This window comes from Micromonospora sp. Utrum1 (assembly GCF_057197805.1).
The window spans coordinates 6,030,520-6,048,681 of the sequence record NZ_CM170071.1 but is presented as its reverse complement, the minus strand read 5'-3'; the positions used below and the strand labels follow the sequence as shown (position 1 = coordinate 6,048,681).

13 protein-coding genes and 1 riboswitch are annotated in these 18,162 nt (G+C 74.3%); of the genes, 7 read left to right on the top strand and 6 right to left on the bottom strand.

Going from position 1 to position 18,162, the window contains the following annotated elements; translation table 11 throughout:
* Positions 1-9: 9 nt before the first annotated feature.
* The 4 genes from AC0OLQ_RS28340 to AC0OLQ_RS28325 all read right to left on the bottom strand — a co-directional run bounded on the left by AC0OLQ_RS28340 (position 10) and on the right by AC0OLQ_RS28325 (position 5,526).
* Positions 10-1,077, bottom strand: coding sequence for a coiled-coil domain-containing protein (locus AC0OLQ_RS28340; RefSeq protein WP_484528789.1), 1,068 nt, complete (start codon positions 1,075-1,077; stop codon positions 10-12).
* A gap of 5 nt (positions 1,078-1,082) precedes the next feature.
* Positions 1,083-1,212: riboswitch (cyclic di-AMP (ydaO/yuaA leader) on the bottom strand.
* Between the two features lie 143 nt (positions 1,213-1,355).
* Complete coding sequence (locus AC0OLQ_RS28335) at positions 1,356-2,270, bottom strand: cation diffusion facilitator family transporter (protein ID WP_484528788.1); 915 nt, start codon at positions 2,268-2,270, stop codon at positions 1,356-1,358.
* A 90-nt stretch (positions 2,271-2,360) separates the two neighbouring features.
* Complete coding sequence (locus AC0OLQ_RS28330; RefSeq protein WP_484528787.1) at positions 2,361-4,475, bottom strand: HelD family protein; 2,115 nt, start codon at positions 4,473-4,475, stop codon at positions 2,361-2,363.
* Between the two features lie 109 nt (positions 4,476-4,584).
* Positions 4,585-5,526 (bottom strand): alpha/beta fold hydrolase, encoded by a 942-nt coding sequence (locus tag AC0OLQ_RS28325; RefSeq protein WP_484528786.1) that lies wholly within the window; start codon positions 5,524-5,526, stop codon positions 4,585-4,587.
* Between the two features lie 148 nt (positions 5,527-5,674).
* Here AC0OLQ_RS28325 and AC0OLQ_RS28320 point away from each other — a divergent pair, with 148 nt between their 5' ends.
* Complete coding sequence (locus tag AC0OLQ_RS28320; protein WP_484528785.1) at positions 5,675-6,286, top strand: carbonic anhydrase; 612 nt, start codon at positions 5,675-5,677, stop codon at positions 6,284-6,286.
* A gap of 64 nt (positions 6,287-6,350) precedes the next feature.
* On the opposite strand, the gene AC0OLQ_RS28315 is transcribed toward AC0OLQ_RS28320, so the two are convergent.
* On the bottom strand, positions 6,351-6,680 hold the full coding sequence (locus AC0OLQ_RS28315) for a hypothetical protein (RefSeq protein ID WP_357341417.1): 330 nt from the start codon (positions 6,678-6,680) through the stop codon (positions 6,351-6,353).
* Positions 6,681-7,011: 331 nt separating this feature from the next.
* Between AC0OLQ_RS28315 and AC0OLQ_RS28310 the strand changes: the two genes are divergently transcribed.
* From AC0OLQ_RS28310 to AC0OLQ_RS28295, 4 genes are all read left to right on the top strand, one after another.
* A complete protein-coding gene (locus tag AC0OLQ_RS28310) occupies positions 7,012-7,503 on the top strand; it encodes a DUF3145 domain-containing protein (RefSeq protein ID WP_357341418.1) in 492 nt (163 codons plus the stop codon).
* Between the two features lie 25 nt (positions 7,504-7,528).
* Positions 7,529-9,259 carry a glycoside hydrolase family 3 protein gene (locus AC0OLQ_RS28305; protein ID WP_484528784.1) on the top strand — a complete coding sequence of 577 codons (1,731 nt, stop codon included), beginning with the start codon at positions 7,529-7,531 and terminating at the stop codon, positions 9,257-9,259.
* Positions 9,260-9,355: 96 nt separating this feature from the next.
* Positions 9,356-10,342, top strand: coding sequence for a glycosyltransferase family 2 protein (locus AC0OLQ_RS28300; protein WP_484528783.1), 987 nt, complete (start codon positions 9,356-9,358; stop codon positions 10,340-10,342).
* Positions 10,339-12,615 (top strand): hypothetical protein, encoded by a 2,277-nt coding sequence (locus AC0OLQ_RS28295; protein ID WP_484528782.1) that lies wholly within the window; start codon positions 10,339-10,341, stop codon positions 12,613-12,615. Before AC0OLQ_RS28300 ends, AC0OLQ_RS28295 begins: the two co-directional genes overlap by 4 nt.
* A gap of 55 nt (positions 12,616-12,670) precedes the next feature.
* Here AC0OLQ_RS28295 and AC0OLQ_RS28290 read toward each other — a convergent pair whose 3' ends face one another.
* Entirely contained in the window at positions 12,671-15,367 is a 2,697-nt protein-coding gene (locus AC0OLQ_RS28290) for a sugar-binding protein (RefSeq protein ID WP_484528781.1), read from the bottom strand.
* A gap of 419 nt (positions 15,368-15,786) precedes the next feature.
* Here AC0OLQ_RS28290 and AC0OLQ_RS28285 point away from each other — a divergent pair, with 419 nt between their 5' ends.
* Entirely contained in the window at positions 15,787-16,950 is a 1,164-nt protein-coding gene (locus AC0OLQ_RS28285; protein WP_484528780.1) for an ROK family protein, read from the top strand.
* A 49-nt stretch (positions 16,951-16,999) separates the two neighbouring features.
* Positions 17,000-18,043: an extracellular solute-binding protein gene (locus AC0OLQ_RS28280; RefSeq protein WP_357341424.1), complete on the top strand. Its 1,044-nt coding sequence runs from the start codon at positions 17,000-17,002 to the stop codon at positions 18,041-18,043.
* Positions 18,044-18,162 lie beyond the last annotated feature (119 nt).

Below are 18,162 nucleotides of genomic sequence, written 5' to 3'. Positions count from 1 at the left end.
GCGGAGCGGTCAGTACACCGACAGGTGCACGTGGTTGGTGTGGTCGCTGGACGGGTCGCCGTTGCCGCCGCTGTACGCCTTCCAGCCGCTGCTGGGCAGCCAGATCTGCTTGTACCAGATCACGTAGAGCACGGCGAGCGCGTCGGCGTTGCGGATGAAGTAGGCGGCCAGGTTGTTGCCGTACGTCTTGTCGCCACCGGTGGCCACGCCGCCGAAGCCGTCCTTCTGCGCGGCGAAGTCGCAGGCCCGCCCCTTCGGGTGCTCGCCCGAGCCGCTGGGCCGGTGGCAGGAGACGTACCGGGTGAAGCCGGCCGCCTTGGCCTGCTGGAGGGCGTGCAGCGTACGCGGGGTGATGCAGCCGTCGGCCGGCGTCGGGTCGTTGACGCTGCACGACTCCGGCGGCCAGGAGCCGTCGGCGTTGCGCGGGGCCGGCTTGGCGTTCGCCGACGAGGTGCCCTGGACGCTGCCGCCGCCGCTGCTCGACGCCCGCTTGTTCGCCACCTCCAGGGCGTGCTCGGCCTGCTGCTTGCGCTTGGCCATCACCGCGACCTGCTTGCGCTGCTCCTGGATCTCGCCGGTGAGCGCGTCCTGGGTGCGGGTGGCCTCGTCCCGGGTCTCGATCAGGTCGCGCAGCGCCCGGTCCTCGTGCGCCGCCACCTGCTCCAGCGCCGCGGCGCGGTCCATGAAGCCCTGCGGGCTGCTGCTGTCGAGCAGCGCCGCGGCCGTGCCCATCCGCCCGGCCCGGTACGCCACCCCGGCGATCTCGCCGACCTTGGCGTCCCGGACGGTCAACTCGGCGTTGACCGTCTTGAGCTGGGCGGTGAGCTGCTGCTGCCGGGTGACCGAGCGGTTCAGCGCGGTCCGCGCCTCCAGCCAGCCCTTGCTGGCCGCGTCGAGTTGGGCGCGCAGCGCCGGCGTGCCGCCCTCGTCGTCGCCGGGTGCGGCGGCGAGCAGACCGGTCGGGGGAGCCGCCGAGGCGGGGGAGACCGGCGCGGTCACGACGCCGAGGGCGAGCGTCGCGACGAGCAGGGCCGCCAACCGGGCGACCGTCCGTCGTACAGGTGCCACTGGGGGCATTCACGTGTCCTTCCGTCAACCGCCGACCGGGTTAGCTGACGGGTTCGGGACGGAAGATCCCTACCGCTGACGCGGATGCACCCCACGAACGTGGTTCCCCGGCTCGCCCTGCGGGCGATTAGGCGACGGCCACCGCAGGCGCCGGTGGGCGCCGCCCGGCGGAGGCCGCGACCGAGCCTACCGGCGCTGGCCCGGGACGGCTCCGCTGGTGGGAGCAGGTGTCCCGGTCAAAACCGGCATAAGCGCACAATAGCCACTTGGATTTAAGATTGTCCTAATTACCACTCGACCGCGCCGCAGGCCCCGGGCGACGCTCCGGGTTCGATCTGCAACGTGGCGTGGTCGATCGAGAAGTCCTCGCGCAGCGCGGCCCGGGCGGCGGCCAGCACCTCGCCGACCTCGGCGCCCGGGGCCATGGTGAGGTGCGCCGAGGCCACCTCCATGCCCGAGGTGAGCGTCCAGACGTGCAGGTCGTGCACCTCGGCGACGCCGGGCACCGCGGCCAGCCGGTCGTGCACCGCGGTCACCTGGAGGTGTTCCGGGGCGGCCTGCACCAGGATGCGGACCGCGGCCCGGCCGAGCCGCCAGGTGCGGGGCAGGATGAACAGCCCGATCGCCACGGCGACCAGCGGGTCGGCCCACCACCAGTCGGTGACCGCGATGACCACGGCGGCGCCGATCACCCCGAGCGAGCCGAGCAGGTCGCCCAGCACCTCCAGGTACGCCCCGCGCAGGTTGATGCTCTCCTCCGCGCCGGGGCGCAGCAGCGCGAACGCGGCGATGTTGGCGAGCAGGCCGAGCACCGCCACGGCGAGCATCGGCCCGGCGAGCACCTCCGGCGGCTCGCCGAACCGGCGTACCGCCTCGACCAGGACGTAGACGGCCACGGCGCCGAGCAGCACCGCGTTGGCCAGCGCGGCCAGCACCTCGAGGCGGTAGAGCCCGAAGGTGCGCTGCGGGTCGGTGTCGGCGTGCCGGGTGGCGGTGATCGCGGCGAGGGCCATGCCGATGCCGAGGACGTCGGTGAACATGTGGCCGGCGTCGGAGAGCAGGGCCAGCGAGCCGGTGGCGAACGCGGCCACCGCCTCGACCACCATCAGGACGGTGAGCAGCGCGAAGGCGCCCCAGAGTCGACCCCGGTGGCGGTGCGCGGCGTTGACCACCGCGCCGCTGTGGTCATGACCTGCGCCCACGCCCACACCCTCTCGTCCGTCGCACCGGCCGGGCTCAATCTATGCTCACATCGCTATATGTGCAAGTGAACGCCGGGGCGGGAACCGTCGTCAGACGACCGGGTCGAGCGTGGTCAGGCGCTGGGTGGCCCGGGAGAGCGCCACGTAGAGGGTGCGGACGCCCGACCCCGGATCGGCACGGATCTCGCTCGGTGCGACCAGCACCACCCCGTCGTACTCCATGCCCTTGGCCTGAAGGCTGGTCACCACCTGGAGCCGGCCACCGAGATCGCCCAGCCAGCCGGCCACCTCGTCGCGGCGTGGCACCGGCGTGATCACCCCCACCGTGCCCTCGACCTCGGCCAGCAGCGTGCGGGCCGCCGCCGCGGTGGCGGCCGGCAGTTCGACGGCGGGCACGGTCAGCTCGACCGGCGCCACGCCGGTGGAGCGGACCGCGGTGGGCAGCGCGAGCTCCGGGTGGACGCGGTGGATCTCCGCGGCCGCCACCGCGAAGATCTCCGCCGAGTTGCGGTAGTTCGTGGTCAGCTCGTAGCGGTACCGGCGGCGCCGGCCCAGCGCCTGGTCCCGGGCCCGGGCGAGCTCCTGCGGGTCGCCGGTCCAGGCCGTCTGCGCCGGGTCGCCCACCACCGTCCAGGAGGCCAACCGGCCGCGCCGGCCGATCATCCGCCACTGCATCGGCGAGACGTCCTGCGACTCGTCGACCACCACGTGGGCGTAGTCCCGGTAGTCCTCCGGGCGCTCCCGGGCCGCCGCCCGGGCGGCCCGCTGCCGGTCGGCGAGCGTGCTCAGCTCGCGGACGCCGCCGGCCAGCTGGAACGGGTCCCGCTTCGGCTTCGCCCGCTGCACCGGCCGGCCGAGCAGCGCGTCCAGCTCGTCCACCAGCGCCACGTCGGCGATCGTCAGCCCCTCGGCGTCCAGGCTCCGGTACGCGCCCGTCAGCAGCCGGATCTCCGCGCCGGAGAGGACGCCGCCGGCGTACCGGCGCAGCCGCTCCGGACGGGCCAGCCAGGCCAGCACGTGACGCGGGTGCAGCCGGGGCCACCAGGCCTTGAGGAAGTCGCGGAACTCCGGCCGCTCGATGATCTCGTCCTCGAACGCGGGCTGCTCCGGCAGCCGGCCGATCCGCAGCGCGCGGGCCTGCGCCCAGAGCGCGGCGAGGACCGCGTCGAAGGCGGCCCGGCGCACCTCGTTGCGGCGCGCGCCGCGGGACAGCGTCCGATCCCGGATCGCGTCCAGCTCGGCGCGCTCCAGCCGGAGCAGCTCGCCCCGGTAGAGCAGGCGCAGCTCGGCGGGGGAGTCGGGCACCGCGTCCCGGACCGCGCGCTCCAGCACCCGGCGCATCCGCAGCGACCCCTTGACCGCCGCCACCTCGGGCGGATCGGTGCGGGTCACGGACAGGCCGGGGAAGAGCGAGCCGAGTGAGTGCAGGGTGGCCGTCTCCTCGCCGAGCGAGGGGAGCACCGAGGCGATGTACTGGACGAACACGCTCGACGGGCCGACCACCAGGATGCCGCCGCCGGCGTACCGGGCCCGGTCGGAGTAGAGCAGGTACGCGGCCCGGTGCAGGGCCACCGCCGTCTTGCCGGTGCCCGGGCCGCCGGAGACGATCGTGACGCTGTTGCCGGGGGAGCGGATCGCCTCGTCCTGCTCCCGCTGGATGGTGGCCACGATGTCCCGCATGCCCCGGCCGGTGGCCCGGGACAGGGTGGCCAGCAGCGCGCCGTCGCCGACCACCGCCATCTCCGGCGGCGCCGACTCCGGGTCCAGCAGGTCGTCCTCGATCCGGGTGACCTGCTCCGCCGACGACTGGATCGTGCGCCGCCGCACCACACCGCGCGGCTCCGCCGGGGTGGCCTGGTAGAACGCGGCGGCGGCCGGCGCGCGCCAGTCCACCACGAGGGTCTCGGCGTTCTCCCCGCGCACGCCGAGCCGCCCCACGTGCAGCACCTGCCCGGTGCGCAGGTCCAGCCGGCCGAAGACCAGCCCCTCGTGCTCCGCGTCCAGCACGTGCCGGCGCTGCGCCGCGTGGAAGACCATCGCGTCCCGCTCGACCAGCGCGCCGAAGTTGCCGACCCGGGCCAGCCGGTAGCCCTCCCGCTCGGCGTCGGCGGCCGACCGACGCAGTTCGGCCAGCCGGGCGTACACCCGGTCGAGATGCCGCTGTTCGACGGCGATCTCCCGTTCCAGGGTGGTCTGGTCGCTCAATGCGGGGGCTCCTGTGGTCAGACGGCGGGCTGAATGAGGGTACGGGCCGCCCGCCCCGCCATTGTCGGGGCCATGCCGCTGCCGCCTGCCCGCCGGTGCGGGTTGCCCGTTATCCGGGCGTTCCCACCCGCTCCCCGGACGTTCCCGCGTCCCGCCCCGTGAGCACCTGGTGCAGCACCCCGGCCACGGCGGTGTTCACCTCGTCGGGGCGCTCCATCATCAGCATGTGGCCGGCGCCCGGGCAGACGGTCAGTTCGGTGGTGGGCAGCGCCGCGGCGATCGACTCGGCGCAGGGCGGCGGGGTGAGCCGGTCCCGGTCGCCGACCAGCGCGGCGGCCGGCAGCCGGCCCAGGGCCGCGAGGGTGTCCAGCCGGTGCTGGGCCCCGATCGAGGCGCGGAACCCGCCGATCGAGCGCAGCGAGGCGTGCGCCACCGCCGAGGTGACCAGCCGGATGTCGGCCGGTTCGCAGCGGTCGCCGAAGAGCATCCAGCGGATGCTCGGGCGCAGCGCGCGCAGCAGCGCGTGCGGCGGGCGCCAGGCGCCGCAGCGGGCCAGCACCCCGGCCCCGGTGGTCTCGGCGAGCCGGATCAGCCGGGCGATCCGGGGGGAGAGCCCGTAGGCGGTGTGGGTGTGCCCCTCGGCGGTGGTCGAGACGAAGACCAGGCCGGCGGTGCGAGCGGCGAAGTGGTCGGGGTGGCGGTGGGCGTACTCCATCACGGTCATCCCGCCCATCGAGTGCCCGACCAGCACGATCTTCCCGGACGGGACGATTTGGTCGACCACCGCGGCCAGGTCGTCGCCGAGCTGGGCCACGGTGGCCGTGCGCAGCGCCATGCAGCTCGACCGGCCGTGCCCGCGGGCGTCGTAGGTCACCACCCGGACCCGGTCGCCGAAGCGGGCGCGCAGGTCGGCGAGCTGGCGGTGCCAGCTGCGCCCGTCCAGCGTCCAGCCGTGCAGCAGGATCACGGTGACCTCGGCGTCGACCGGCCCGGTCGCCGCCACGTGCAGGCGTACGCCGTCAGGAAGCCGCACCTCCAGGTGCTGGGGCATGGGTCCACCTCCCCCGGGCCGACCGGTGTCTGCACCGGAGTGACCCGGCGGTGACACCGGCGTACCCGTCATGACAGCACGGCAACCGGGGTGGTGAGAAGATTCCCAACCGGCTTCGCGACGTCGGGTCGGTGGCCAGGCTGTAGGCATGCCGCCCGCCCCCGCCGCCCGGACGCCCCGGGCCGCCCTGGCCGAGCTGCTCGCCGGCAACCGCCGCTTCGTCAGCGGGCAGCCGGTGCACGGCCACGACGTCACGGCCGCCGCGGCGGTGGCCTCCGGCGATCAGCAGCCGTACGCGGTGGTGCTGGGCTGCATCGACTCGCGGGTGCCGCTGGAGGCGATCTTCGACCAGACGTTCGGCTCGATCTGCGTGATCCGTACCGGCGCGCACGTCCTCGACCGGGCGGTCTGCGGCTCCATCGAGTACGTGGTGGGGCAGCTCGGCGTGCGGCTGGTGATGGTGCTCGGGCACGAGCGCTGCGGCGCGGTGGGCTCGGCGGTCGAGGCCCTGCGCACCGGGCGGCGGCCCGGCGGCGCGCTGGGCTACGTGGTGGACCGGATCGCTCCGGCGGTGTACGAGGTCGGCGCGGACGATCCGGACGCCCACCGGCTCGCCATCCGCCGGCACGTCCGGCGCACGGTCGGCACCCTGCGCGCCGACGACCTGCTGGCCCGCCCGGTGGCGGCCGGGGAGGTCGCCGTGGTCGGCGCCCTCTACGACCTGGCCACCGGCGAGGTGGCCCTGCTGCCGGAGGACTGAGAAACGCAGAACCGCCCGCCGGGGTGACCCGGCGGGCGGTTCGTGGTGTCGCGGGTGAGGGCGCTCAGCCCTCGAAGACGCCGGCCTCGACGAGACGCTTCTCGGTCTTGTCCCAGCCGTGGTCCGGGTGGGTGGCGGCCAGCGCGTTGAGCTCGGCGCGGACCTTGGCGGCGTGGCCGGCGGCGGCCAGCACCCGGATCTCCTCGACGAAGGCCTCGGAGTCGGTGCGCAGGTGCGCGGTCTTGCCGTTGGTCAGGTTGCGCACGTAGGCGTGCTTGCCGCCGTTCAGCGGGATCACGTACTTGAACTCGCCCAGCACGCTGAGGGCGCCACCCTGGCCAGCCTGGCCGGCCCGGACTGACGCGCGCGCGGTCTTAGAGGTGTTGCTCGCCACGGAGGTACTCCTTGCAGACGTACGGGAGGACGGAAAACGTCCGGGGGCTGTATGTGCGGTTTGACGCCCGGGGTGAGCGTCAGCCCGCGAAGACGTGCGGCGGCACAGAACCGCCCAGAGAACTGTACACGACCACGACGCCTGGCTGGTCGTCGCGCCGTCAGGGAGCACAACCGGGTCAGCCGCCCGGGTATTTCCCGGCCCCGGGCACCGGCGAATTTTCCGATTCGCTGGCGCACCATCCGTCACTCGGGTCATCATGTGTTGCAGAGGCCACTCGCGTGGACGAGGTCGTAGGGGAAGACGCACCTCGGCTCACCGGGAGGTCACCGTGCCAACGCGTGGCGTCGTATACGTCCACTCGACCCCGCTCGCCGTGTGCTCGCACGTCGAGTGGGCGATCGCGCGCGTCCTCGCCGCGCCGGTCAACCTGCACTGGACCGCCCAGCCCGTCGATCCCGGGGCGCGGCGCGCCGAGTGCGGGTGGACCGGCAGCCCGGGGACGGGCGCCGAGCTGGCTGCTGCCCTCCGGCAGTGGCCCATGATCCGTTTCGAGGTGACCGAGGAGCCCAGCCCGGGGGCCGACGGCGAGCGCTTCATGTACGTCCCGGGGCGCGGCCTGTTCCGGGCCACCGTCGGCGCGGCCGGTGACATCCAGCTCGGCGAGGACCGGCTGCGCAGCATCATGGCGTCCGCCCGGGCCCCGGAGGCGCTCGCGCACGCCCTCGACAAGGCGCTCGGCACCGCCTGGGACGCCGAACTGGAGCCCTACCGGTACGCCGGTGACGGCGCGCCGGTGACGCTGCTCACCCGGGTGGGGTGACGGAAGACCAAGTTGCCCCGATACGGTGGGGCCCGTGTCGATTTCCCCGCGCCGCGCCGGCGTCGCGCTCGCCGCACTGACCGCGCTGCTCGTCTCCGGGTGCTCGGGTGAGCCCGAACGGCCCCGAGCGACCCCGTCGAGCCCGGCGCCGGCCCCGTCGTCGGCCGCCCCCGCCCCGACCGGCGCCGACCCGGCCGCCCGGGCGGCCGCCCTGGTGGCGACGCTCTCCGACGAGGACCTGGTCGGCCAGGTGCTGATGCCGTACGCGTACGGCAGCTCGGCGACGAAGGTCTCGCCCGGCTCGGCGGCCGGCAACCGGGCGCTGGCCGGGGTGGACACCCCCGCGGAGATGGTCGCGAAATACCGCCTCGGCGGGCTGATCCTCGTCGGGTTCAGCGCCGACGACCCCACCTCGGGCAACCAGGCCACCACCAACGTCGACAACCCGAAGCAGGTCCGCGCGCTGACCGACGGCCTGCGCGCGGCCGCCGGCCGGCTGCCCGCCGGCCCCGCCCCCTTCCTGATCGGCACCGACCAGGAGTACGGCGTGGTCACCCGAATCACCGACGGGGTGACCCTGCTGCCCAGCCCGCTGGCCGCCGGGGCCGCCGGCAACCCGGCGCTCACCGAGGCCGCCTGGCGGGCCGCCGGCGCCGAGCTGGCCGCCATGGGCGTCAACCTGGACTTCGCCCCGGTCGCCGACGTGCTGGCCACCCGCAGCACGGTGATCGGCTCCCGCTCCTTCGGTGCCGACCCGGCGACCGCGTCGGCCCAGGTCGCCGGCGCGGTCCGCGGGTTGCAGGCCGAGGGGGTCGGCGCCGCCGTCAAGCACTTCCCCGGGCACGGCCTGACCGCCGCCGACTCGCACACCGACCTGCCGGTCGTCGGGCAGTCCCGCGCCGTGCTGGACCGCACCGCGTTCCCGCCGTTCCACGCCGGGATCGACGCCGGCGCCATGGCCGTGATGTCCGCCCACCTGGACGTCAAGGCGATCGACCCGGGCACCCCGGCCACCTTCTCCCGCAAGCTGCTCACCGACGTGCTCCGCGGCCAGCTCGGCTTCCAGGGCGTGGTGATCACCGACGGGATGAACATGGCGCCGGCCAAGCGGTGGTCGCCGGGTGAGGCCGCGGTCCGGGCGCTGAACGCCGGAAACGACCTCATCCTGATGACCCCGAACGTGGGCCAGGCCTACGACGGGCTGCGGGCCGCGCTCAAGGACGGCTCACTGCCCCGGACCCGGCTGGTCGAGGCGGTCACCCGGGTGCTGACCATGAAGTTCAAGCTGGCCGACCGGCCGGCGCCGGCGCTGTCGACGCTGGACAGCGCCGCGCACCGCAAGGCCGCCGCCGACCTCGCCGCCGCCGCGGTCACCATGCTGCGCGGCCGCTGCGGCAGCCCGGTGGCCGGCCCGGTCACCGTCACCTCCTCCGCCGGCCGGGACCGCACCCGGGCCGTGCTCACCGAGGCGCTCACCGCCGCCGGCGTGAAGGTGGTGCCGAGCGGCGGCACCGTGGTGCACCTCGTCGGGTACGGCGACGGGAGCAAGGACCTGCGCGCCGACGCCACCGTGACGGTGGCCATGGACACGCCGTACGTGCTGGCCGGGGCGAAGTCGCCGAACCTGCTGGCCACCTACTCGTCCACCCGGGCGTCGATGACCGCGCTGGCCGCGGTGCTCGCCGGCAAGGCCCGACCGACCGGCCGCTCGCCGGTGCGGGTGTCCGGCCTGCCGGCCACCACCTGCGGCACCTGACCGGGGCGGGCGCGGGCGACCGGCCCGGCCCCGGCCTGCCCGACTGGTAGCGTCGGCCGCGTCCGCCGCCGCCAGCGAAACGGAGGGTCTAGTGCCGTGACCGCGCCGCAGCCGGCCCTGTCCGTGGTGGTGCCGATCTTCAACGAGGAGGCCGTCCTCCCGCTGCTCGCCGTCCGGCTGCGTGGCGTGCTGGACGGGCTCGGCGAGGCGTACGAGGTGGTGGCCGTCGACGACGGCAGCAACGACGGCACCCCGGCGGCGCTGGCCGCGCTCCGGGTCGGCTGGCCCGAGCTGCGGGTGCTCCGGCTGCGCCGCAACAGCGGGCACCAGGCCGCCCTGCACGCCGGCCTGCTCCGCGCCCGCGGCGGACACGTGGTCAGCATCGACGCCGACCTCCAGGACCCGCCCGAGGTGATCGTCGAACTGCTCCGCCGGGCCCGCGCGGACGGCCTGGACGTGGTCTACGCCGTGCGGGCCGACCGCAGCCGGGACACCCGGTTCAAGCGGTGGACCGCGGGCGGCTACTACCGGTTGGTCCGGCGGGTGGTCGGCGAGCAGGTCCCCGCCCAGGCCGGGGACTTCCGGCTGCTCAGCCGGGCCGTGGTCGAGGCGCTGCGGGAGCTGCCCGAGCGCAGCCCGGTGCTCCGGCTGGTGGTGCCCTGGCTCGGCTTCCCCAGCGCCGAGGTGACCTACGAGCGGCAGGAACGCGCCGCCGGCCGGACGAAGTACCCGCTGTCCCGGATGGCCGGGCTGGCCGCCGAGAGCGTCACCAGCTTCTCCGCCGCCCCGCTGCGGGTGGCCACCTGGCTGGGCCTGGTCGGCGTGGCCGTCTGCGGGGTGCTGGTGGTGGTGGCGGTGCTGGCCTGGTTCGCCGGCGCCACGGTCAGCGGCTGGCCCTCGCTCTACGTGGCGATCCTCTTCCTCGGCGCGGTGCAGCTGCTCTGCCTCGGCCTGCTCGGCGAGTACGTGGCCCGGATCTACACCGCCGTCCAGGGCCGGCCCGCGTACGTGGTCGCCGGGGACAGCGCCGACGGCGGGCCGGCCCGCCCGGACACCGCCGAGCTGGCCGACAGCCTGCGGTGACCGCGCTCGCCACCGGCGCCGCCCCGGCGGGCGCCGGCCCGCGCCGCCGTCCGGCCGCCCTGCGCTGGGCGCCGGCCGTCGCCGGGTACGCCGCCGTGGTGGCCGTGCTGCTCGCCGCCGGCACCCCGGCCGGCGCGATCGCCCGCTGGACCGCGTACGCGTCGCTGGCCGTGCTGCTCCCCGGCACCCTGGTGTTCCGCGCGCTGCGGCGCCGGCCGCACACCCTGGTCGAGGACCTGGCCATGGGTGCGGCCGTCGGCCTGGTGCTGGAACTGGTCGCCTGGGCCGGGTTCACCGCCGTCGGGCTGCCCGGCTGGCTGCGGCTCTGGCCGCTGGCCGTGGTGGTGCCGTTCGCCGTGGTGCCCCGGCTGCGCCGGCACTGGCGGGTCCGCCACCCCACCGTGGTCCCGGCGGGCTGGGCCTGGTCGCTGGCCGGGGTGGTGGCCGGCTTCACCCTCTACCTGTACGGCTCGTTCCTCGCCGTCAACCCGGTGCTCCCCACCGACGAGGGGCAGGCCCAGTACATCGACCTCGCCTTCCAGCTCTCCATCGCCGGGGCGGCCACCCACCAGGTGCCGCCGGAGGTGCCGCAGGTCGCCGGGGAGCCGCTGCACTACCACTGGTTCGGCTTCGCCCACCTGGCCGCCACCAGCCTGGTCAGCGGGGTCGACCTGCCCACGGTGCTGTTCCGGCTCGCCGTCCCCGCGCTCTGCGCGCTCGCCGCCGTGCTGGTGGCCGTGGTCGGCTGGCGGATCAGCGGCCGGCCGTACGCCGGGGTGGTAGCCGCCGCGCTGCTGTTCACCGTGGGCGAGTTCGGCTTCGAGAACGGCTGGCGGCAGCTCTTCGGCAGCCAGGCCACCTTCATCGTCTGGGGCAGCCCGTCGATGACGTACAGCTGGGTGCTGCTGCTGCCGCTGATCGCCGCGCTCGGCGAGATCGCCGGCCGGGCCCGCGGGGTGACCGTGCCCGCGCTGGGCCGCGGCGCCTGGTCGCTGGCGGTGCTCTTCCTGGTCGCGTCGACCGGCGCGAAGGCCAGCTCGTTGCCGGTGGTGCTGGCCGCGCTCGGGCTCACCGCCGCGGTGACCCTGGTGGTCCGTCGCCGGCTGCCCCGGCGCCTGCTGGTCGCCACCGGGCTGGCGGTGGCCGCGCAGTTCTTCGCCACCGCGGTGCTGTTCGCCTTCGAGAGCCACGGGGTGGTCCTCGACCCGCTCTCCGGCCTGCGCCCCTACGTGCCGACCGACCGTCCGGCCGGGGCGACCGCGCTCCTCTGGGTGCTGGTCGCGCTGGCGTTCCTGCTCAACCTCCAGCTCCGGGTGGCCGGCGCCCCGGCCCTGCTGCGGCTGCGCCGGTGGCGGCCCGAGCCGGTGCAGGTGTTCCTGCTCGGCGGCGCGCTCGCCGGCCCGGCGATCTACCTGCTCGTCGGGCATCCCGGCAGCAGCAACCAGTACTTCACCCGGACCGGGTTCGCCTTCGGCGTGCTGCTCTCCGCCTGGGGCTGGGCCGAGGTGGCCGACCGGGCCGCCCTCTCCGCCCGGGGCCGGTGGCTGCTCGGCGCCGGCACCGCCGGGTTCGCCGTGCTGCTCACCGCGGTGCAGCTCGACTCCGCGGTCAGCACGCCGGCCGTTCCCGCGTACGCCCCGGTGCTGCCGCTGCTGCGCTGGGCCGCCGTGCTGGCCGTGCCGGTGGTGCTGGCTGCCCTGTGCTGGCCGGCGCTGGTGGGGCGCTGGCCCGGGCTGGCCGGCCGGGGCGGGCTGCTGCTGCTCACCGCCGTGCTGGCCGCCGGGGCGCCGGGGCTGGTGCTGGACGCCGCGGCGACCCGGGTCCACCCGAACGGCGGGGCCTACCCGGTGGTGGCGATGCCCGCCTCCCGGGTCGAGGCGGCCCGCTGGGTGCGGGCGCACAGCGCCCCGGACGACGTGCTCGCCACCAACGTGCACTGCCGGGAGGTGGTGGACGGCTGGTGCGACGCCCGCTCGTTCTGGCTCAGCGGCTACGCCGAGCGGTCGGTGCTGGTCGAGGGGTGGGCGTTCGCGCCCCGGATGGTCGGCCGGCCGGACGGCCCGTACGCGCCGTTCTGGGACGCCGGCCGGCAACGCGCCAACGACACGGCCTTCACCGCACCGACCGCCGCCGGCCTGGCCGAATTGCGCGACCGGTACGGGGTGCGCTGGCTGGTGGTGGACCGCCAGGTCGGTACCGAGTCACCGGCGCTGCGCACGCTCGCCGACCTGCGCTTCGAGAACTCCCGGACGGCCGTCTACCGGCTGCGCTGACAGGAAGGGCCCCTTGTTGACATACGTCTGTTGACAAGGGGCCCTTCCTTCGGCCTCAGCGGAGGGGGAGCTGGCGGGCCAGCGCCGCGCCGTCCGCCTCGTATGCGGCCAGCAGCGACGTCGGGGTACCGGCGGTCACCGGCACCACCACGGTCAGCGGCGAGCCGGCGGTCAGGGGCACCGTGCGGTCGCCCGTGGGCCGGTCACCGTCCCAGCCGTACAGGTAAGCGGTGCCGGCCCGGTCCGCCTCTAGAGTGACCGAGACGCCGCCGGTGACCGTATGGGCGCCGGTAAGCCGCAGCGCCGTCGCTGGCAACCGCGGCACGGCCGCCGGGGCCACTCCGTCCCTCGCCGACTGGGCGATGGTCTGCGGGCTGTGCACGCTTCGCGCGGCGGTGTCGGGGAAGACCGGCGCGCTCGGCTGGCGGGCCGCCGGCGCGTACCCGGGCAGGGTGACCAGGCCGTACCGGTACGGATCGGCCCGTACGCCGGTGAAGGTGGACCAGCCCAGCCGGGACTGGGAGGTCAGGTCCTGGGTGTCCGAGTCGTAGACCAGCACGTTGAAGCCCATCCGGGCCGGGTCGACCGCGTCCGGCAGCACCGCGAACGGAATACTCGCCTCGATGGTGTAGCCGGTGTACGGCGCACTGACCTTGCTGACCACGGTCATCCCCGGCGCGGTCGCCGCGCCCGGCCCCTGGCGGTTGTCGGCGTCCCGCTGCCAGCAGGGCGGGTCGCCCTTGGTCGGGTCGTCGGTGACCGGGAAGATGCCCGCCTTGAACACGGTGGAGGTGTCCGCCGAGTTTCCCTTCGGGTCGACGATGATCTCCACGCTGTCGGTGCGGCGCTGCCGCTTGCAGTCCTGCGGCACCACCTTCGTGCCGAGCACGTCGTCGGTGACCTGTACGAGGACCTTCAGGGCGTCCTCCGTCCAGGCGATCCGGCCGGTCGCCGAGGCGTCCTGCGGCGTGGTGGCCTCGCCCTCCCAGATGCGGGAGAGGTCCAGCTCCGGGCCGGGGTACTCGCCGGGAGTGGCCACCCCGTCCACCGCATGGCCGGTCCCGGCGTGCGGCACCTCGCTGGTCGGTACGAGCTCCAGGGCGCCGGTCTCGACGGTGCTGCCGGCGGCGCTGGTGGTGGTGATGGTGATCCCGTAGTCGCCGTCCGTGCCACCGGAGTTGGCGGTGGGCAGGGTGGCGTCGGTGTTGGTGACCGTGAAGTTCACCGCGCCGGTCGCACCGGGGGCCAGGTCGGGGTAGCTTTTCGTGGCCGCGTCAGCGGCGAATCCCTTCGGCAGGCCGAGGCTGACCTCGCCGTGCTGCGCGGTCTCACCGTGGTTGCGCAGGTCCACCCGGACCGTACGGCTCTGCGCGGAGCCGAGGCTGAGGACCGGCTTGATCAGAGTGTCCAGCTGCGGGTAACCGCTCGCGCCGGCCCAGTCCCGGAAGATACCCACCTCGGGCAGCGGTTCCAGGGTGCCCCGCACGTCGGCGACCACCCGGACCGCCCGGTCGGTACGCCCGGCGCCCTGCGCGGTGGTCAGGGTCGCGCCGACCAGCCGCTGCTGGTTGGTGTCGGCGTTGGCCGGCACGGTGACGGTGAAGGTGGCGGTCCGCTGCCCGCCCGCCGGCACCGCGCCGCCCAGGGAGCCGGAGTCGGTGGCGGTCCAGCCCTGCGGCAGCCGCAACGCGAGCCGGGGCGAGGTCAGGGCCTGGTTCCGGGGTGCCCGGATGTGCGCGGTCACCTCGACGGTCTCGCCCGGGGCGAGGTCGAACCGGTCGGTGGTCAGGTACAGCTCGGTGCCCCGGGGCAGCTCGCCGGCCGCGGCCGGCAGCACCGAGCCGCGCAGGACCGCCTCCGGGGAGGTGTCCGCCGGGTCGTACGGGATCCGGCTGTCGACCAGGGTGTAGAAGTCGCAGCGGATCTTCGCGGGGTCGGTCGGGGCGGCGGCGGTGCCGGCCCAGCCCTGGGTGGCGTAGTCGCGGCGGGCGTCCACCTCGATCTCCGCCCAGCTCTTCCCGGTGCTGCTCGGGGTGCCCTCCCAGACGCCGAAGACCTGGTCGGTCGGCACCGTGGGGACGAAGCTCGACGCGCACGCCGGGCCGGCGGATGAGGTGCCGGTGCCACCCGTACGCAGGAACTTCGCCGGGCGGAACGGCCGCAGGCCCTCCTTGGCGAGCTGCTCCGGGAAGGCCGTCGGGTCGGCGGCGGCGTAGAACGCCTCGGCGGCGAACCGGGCGGCTTGCTGGTGGTTGCCGTGGTTGCCCGGGGTCGGTGACGGGTTCATCGTCATCACGATCTCCGGCCGGGTCTGCCGAATCACCCGCACGATCTGGGCGAGCGTGTCGTCGTGCCCCCAGATCCGCTCCGAGAGCGGTGCGGAGGCGGTGTACCAGAAGTCGACCCGGTCCAAGTTGTACAGGTTCTCCACCCCGGCCTTGCCGATCGCGGTGCGCTCCTCGCGCTCCCGGATGATGCCGAGTGGTGGGCCCTCCTCGAGACCGACGGCGTTGCCGCCGCCCTCGCCCCGGGTGATGGTGACGACGCCGGCCTTCGCGCCGTATCGCTCCTTCCACTGGCCCAGGGTCGCGAGGCTGCCCGCCTCGTCGTCGGGGTGGGCGCTGACGAAGAGCACGTCGAGGTCGACGGCGTCGGCGGGGCGGCTGGGCGTGGGGGCGGCGAGAGCCGGGCCCGGGACCCCGGAGAGGGCCAGGGCGAGTGCCGTGGGTAGCAGGAACGCCTTGATTCGCATGCGGATCCTTCCGGCTGTGGCGAGGTCCGGACAGCGGCCATCGCCGTCGGACGCGCACTGCGTCGACGTGGCGGTCGTGTTCGGACAGTCGGGTGGGTGGGCGGCGGGACGGCGGGCGCCCACCGGCGCCCGGGGTCACCGGGTACGCAGCGGCACGGGACTCCGTACACACTGGAAGGCCTTCGCCGGTGACGCTAGGGACCAGCGCGGCGAACCGTCAATGCTGTGGAAGCTTTTTTCTTAATTTGCGGAAGAAATTAAGTGGTCGTCAATGGGCGCTTCTGGACCCGGCTCGGCGACGGACCGCTGTCTCAGGGCAGTCGATCCGTGGACATTTCCGCAGCTCATCGCCGCCTCCTGCTGCGGCCGAGACGTTTTCGTTACTTGACTAGATACTTCGTTCGCCGTAGGAAGGAACTGTGACTGACGTGGTGACGCCACCGATGAGCCCGGTGAGCCGGGAGCGGTCGAAGGAGATCAAGCGGCTCTCCGTGATCTCCGCCGCCCGCCAGGTGCGGGTGCTCTCCCGTGCCGAGCTGACCGAACTCACCGGGTTGAGCCCGGCCACGCTCACCCCCTTGGTCCGCGATCTGATCGCCGAGGGCTACCTGATCGAGCGCGGACCCGGCGCGTCCCGGGCCGGACGGCCACGGGCGATGCTGGAGTTCAACCCGCGCGCCGAACTGGTCGCCGCCGTCTCGCTGGAGCCGTCCCGGATCAGCTGCGAGATCGCCGACAGCGACGGCGCGGTGGTCGCCCACCGCACGGTCCGGCTCACCGGCGGCATCGTCGACCTGATCTGCAAGGCGGTGCCCGAGCTGGCCGGCGACGGGCTGCCAGCGCTGCGCGGGGTGGCCATCGCCGCCCCCGGCGTCTCCTCCGGTGGCGCGGTCCGGCTCGCCCCGTCGGTCGGCCTGGTCGAGGGGCAACCGATAGGGGAGTCGGTCCAGCGGCGGCTCGGCGTGCCGGTGGTGGTGGACAACGACGTGAACCTGATGGCCGCCGGCGAGCACGCCGCCGGTGCCGGCGTGGACGTCGCCGACCTCCTCCTGCTGCACGTGGCCGACGGCATCGGCGCCGGCCTGGTGTTGGACGGACAGGTCCGTCGTGGTGCCGGCGGGGCGGCCGGCGAGGTGGGCTTCCTGCCGCTGGATCCGGCCGACCGGGGGCACGACGGGATCGGCCCGTTCGAGGCCCGCTGGTCGGAGAGCGCCATCGCCGAGCAGGTGGTGGCCCTGGCCCCGGGTCGCCGTCCCGAGTCCCCCGTCCGGGCGCTGGTGGACCTGGCCGCCGCCGACGACCGGGCTGCTGCCTACCTGGACCAGGTGCTCGCTGCCTGGTCCCGGCTCATCGTCTCCTGCGCCTGCGTGGTCGACCCCGGCCGGGTCCTGCTCAGCGGAGCTGCCGCCGAGCTGGACGACGCCGCAGTGGACCGGCTCCAGGCCCTGGTCTCCGCCGCCGCGCCGAGCCCGACCGAGGTACGCCGGGCGGTCCTCGGCGACCGGGCGGTGCTGCACGGCGCGGTCAGCTACGCGCTCTCCGCCGCCGCCGCGGGACTGTCCACCCTGCTGCCGGTCCCCTGACCTTCCCCTCAGAACAACGCATTTCCCCCACACCCCTCGGAGGTACCACATGAGACGTCGACTCCTTCTCGCCGGAGCGCTCGCCGCCGTCCTCGCCGCCGGCACGGCCTGCGGTGGCGGCTCGAACGACAACGCCGCCGGCGGCACCGAGAAGCTGACGATCTACACGGCCCGCGACAAGAAGGTCGCCACCTTCGTCGTCGACAAGTTCACCGCCAAGTACCCCGAGTACAAGGGCAAGGTCGAGGTGCTCAACCTCGGCGCGCAGGAGATCCTGGAGCGGGTCCGGGCCGAGAAGGCCAACCCGCAGGCCGACGTCTGGTGGGGCGGCACCCAGCAGGGGCTGGCCGCCGGGGCCACCGAGGACCTGCTCGCCCCCTGGCAGCCCTCCTTCGCCGGCAAGATGGACGCCAAGTTCAAGGACCCCGAGGGCCGCTGGTTCGGCGAGATTCTGCTGCCCGAGGTCATCATGTACAACAACAAGGCCCTTACCCCGGAGCAGGCCCCGAAGGACTGGGACGACCTGCTGAAGCCGGAGTGGAAGGACAAGATCATCATCCGTGACGTGGCGGCCTCCGGCACGATGCGCTCGATCTACGCCTCGATGATCCAGCGGCAGTCGCCGGACGGCAGCAACCCGCAGCCCGGCTACGACTGGCTGAAGAAGCTCGACGCCAACACCGGCGCGTACGCGGCCAACCCGACCGACCTCTACCTGAAGATGTCCCGCCAGCAGGGCGTCCTCAGCGCCTGGAACCTGCAGGACATCCTGCTCCAGGCCAACCAGTCCAACATGCCGTTCGGGTACGTGATGCCGGCCTCCGGCGCTCCGGTCCTGGTCGATGGCCTGGCCGCGGTCAAGGGCGGCAACACCACCGGCGCGCAGAAGTTCATCGAGTTCCTGTTCGACGACTCGCTCCGCGCCGACCTGGCCAAGGACTACTACCAGATCCCGGCGGTGGACATCGCCGAGAAGCCGGAGTGGCTGAACCAGCTCAACCTCAAGCCGCTGGACGTCAACTGGGACGTGGTCGGCAAGAACGAGACCGAGTGGATCAACCACTGGAACAGCCAGATCAAGAACAAGGGCTGACCTCCGGGGTGCCGGGTCGCGTGACCGCACCCGGCACCCCGCCTCTCGTACGCACCGCCAGACCGGGTCTGGCCCACCCACCACCGGTCGGACCCGGTACCGCATGCAAGGAGAGACAT

What these genes read in the sequence shown, in the direction of transcription:
- AC0OLQ_RS28340 (WP_484528789.1), bottom strand. Translation starts at nt 1,077, where the DNA reads ATGCCCCCAGTGGCACCTGTACGACGGACGGTCGCCCGGTTGGCGGCC.
- AC0OLQ_RS28325 (WP_484528786.1), bottom strand. Translation starts at nt 5,526, where the DNA reads ATGCCCCAGCACCTGGAGGTGCGGCTTCCTGACGGCGTACGCCTGCAC.
- AC0OLQ_RS28320 (WP_484528785.1), top strand. Translation starts at nt 5,675, where the DNA reads ATGCCGCCCGCCCCCGCCGCCCGGACGCCCCGGGCCGCCCTGGCCGAG.
- AC0OLQ_RS28290 (WP_484528781.1), bottom strand. Translation starts at nt 15,367, where the DNA reads ATGCGAATCAAGGCGTTCCTGCTACCCACGGCACTCGCCCTGGCCCTC.
- AC0OLQ_RS28280 (WP_357341424.1), top strand. Translation starts at nt 17,000, where the DNA reads ATGAGACGTCGACTCCTTCTCGCCGGAGCGCTCGCCGCCGTCCTCGCC.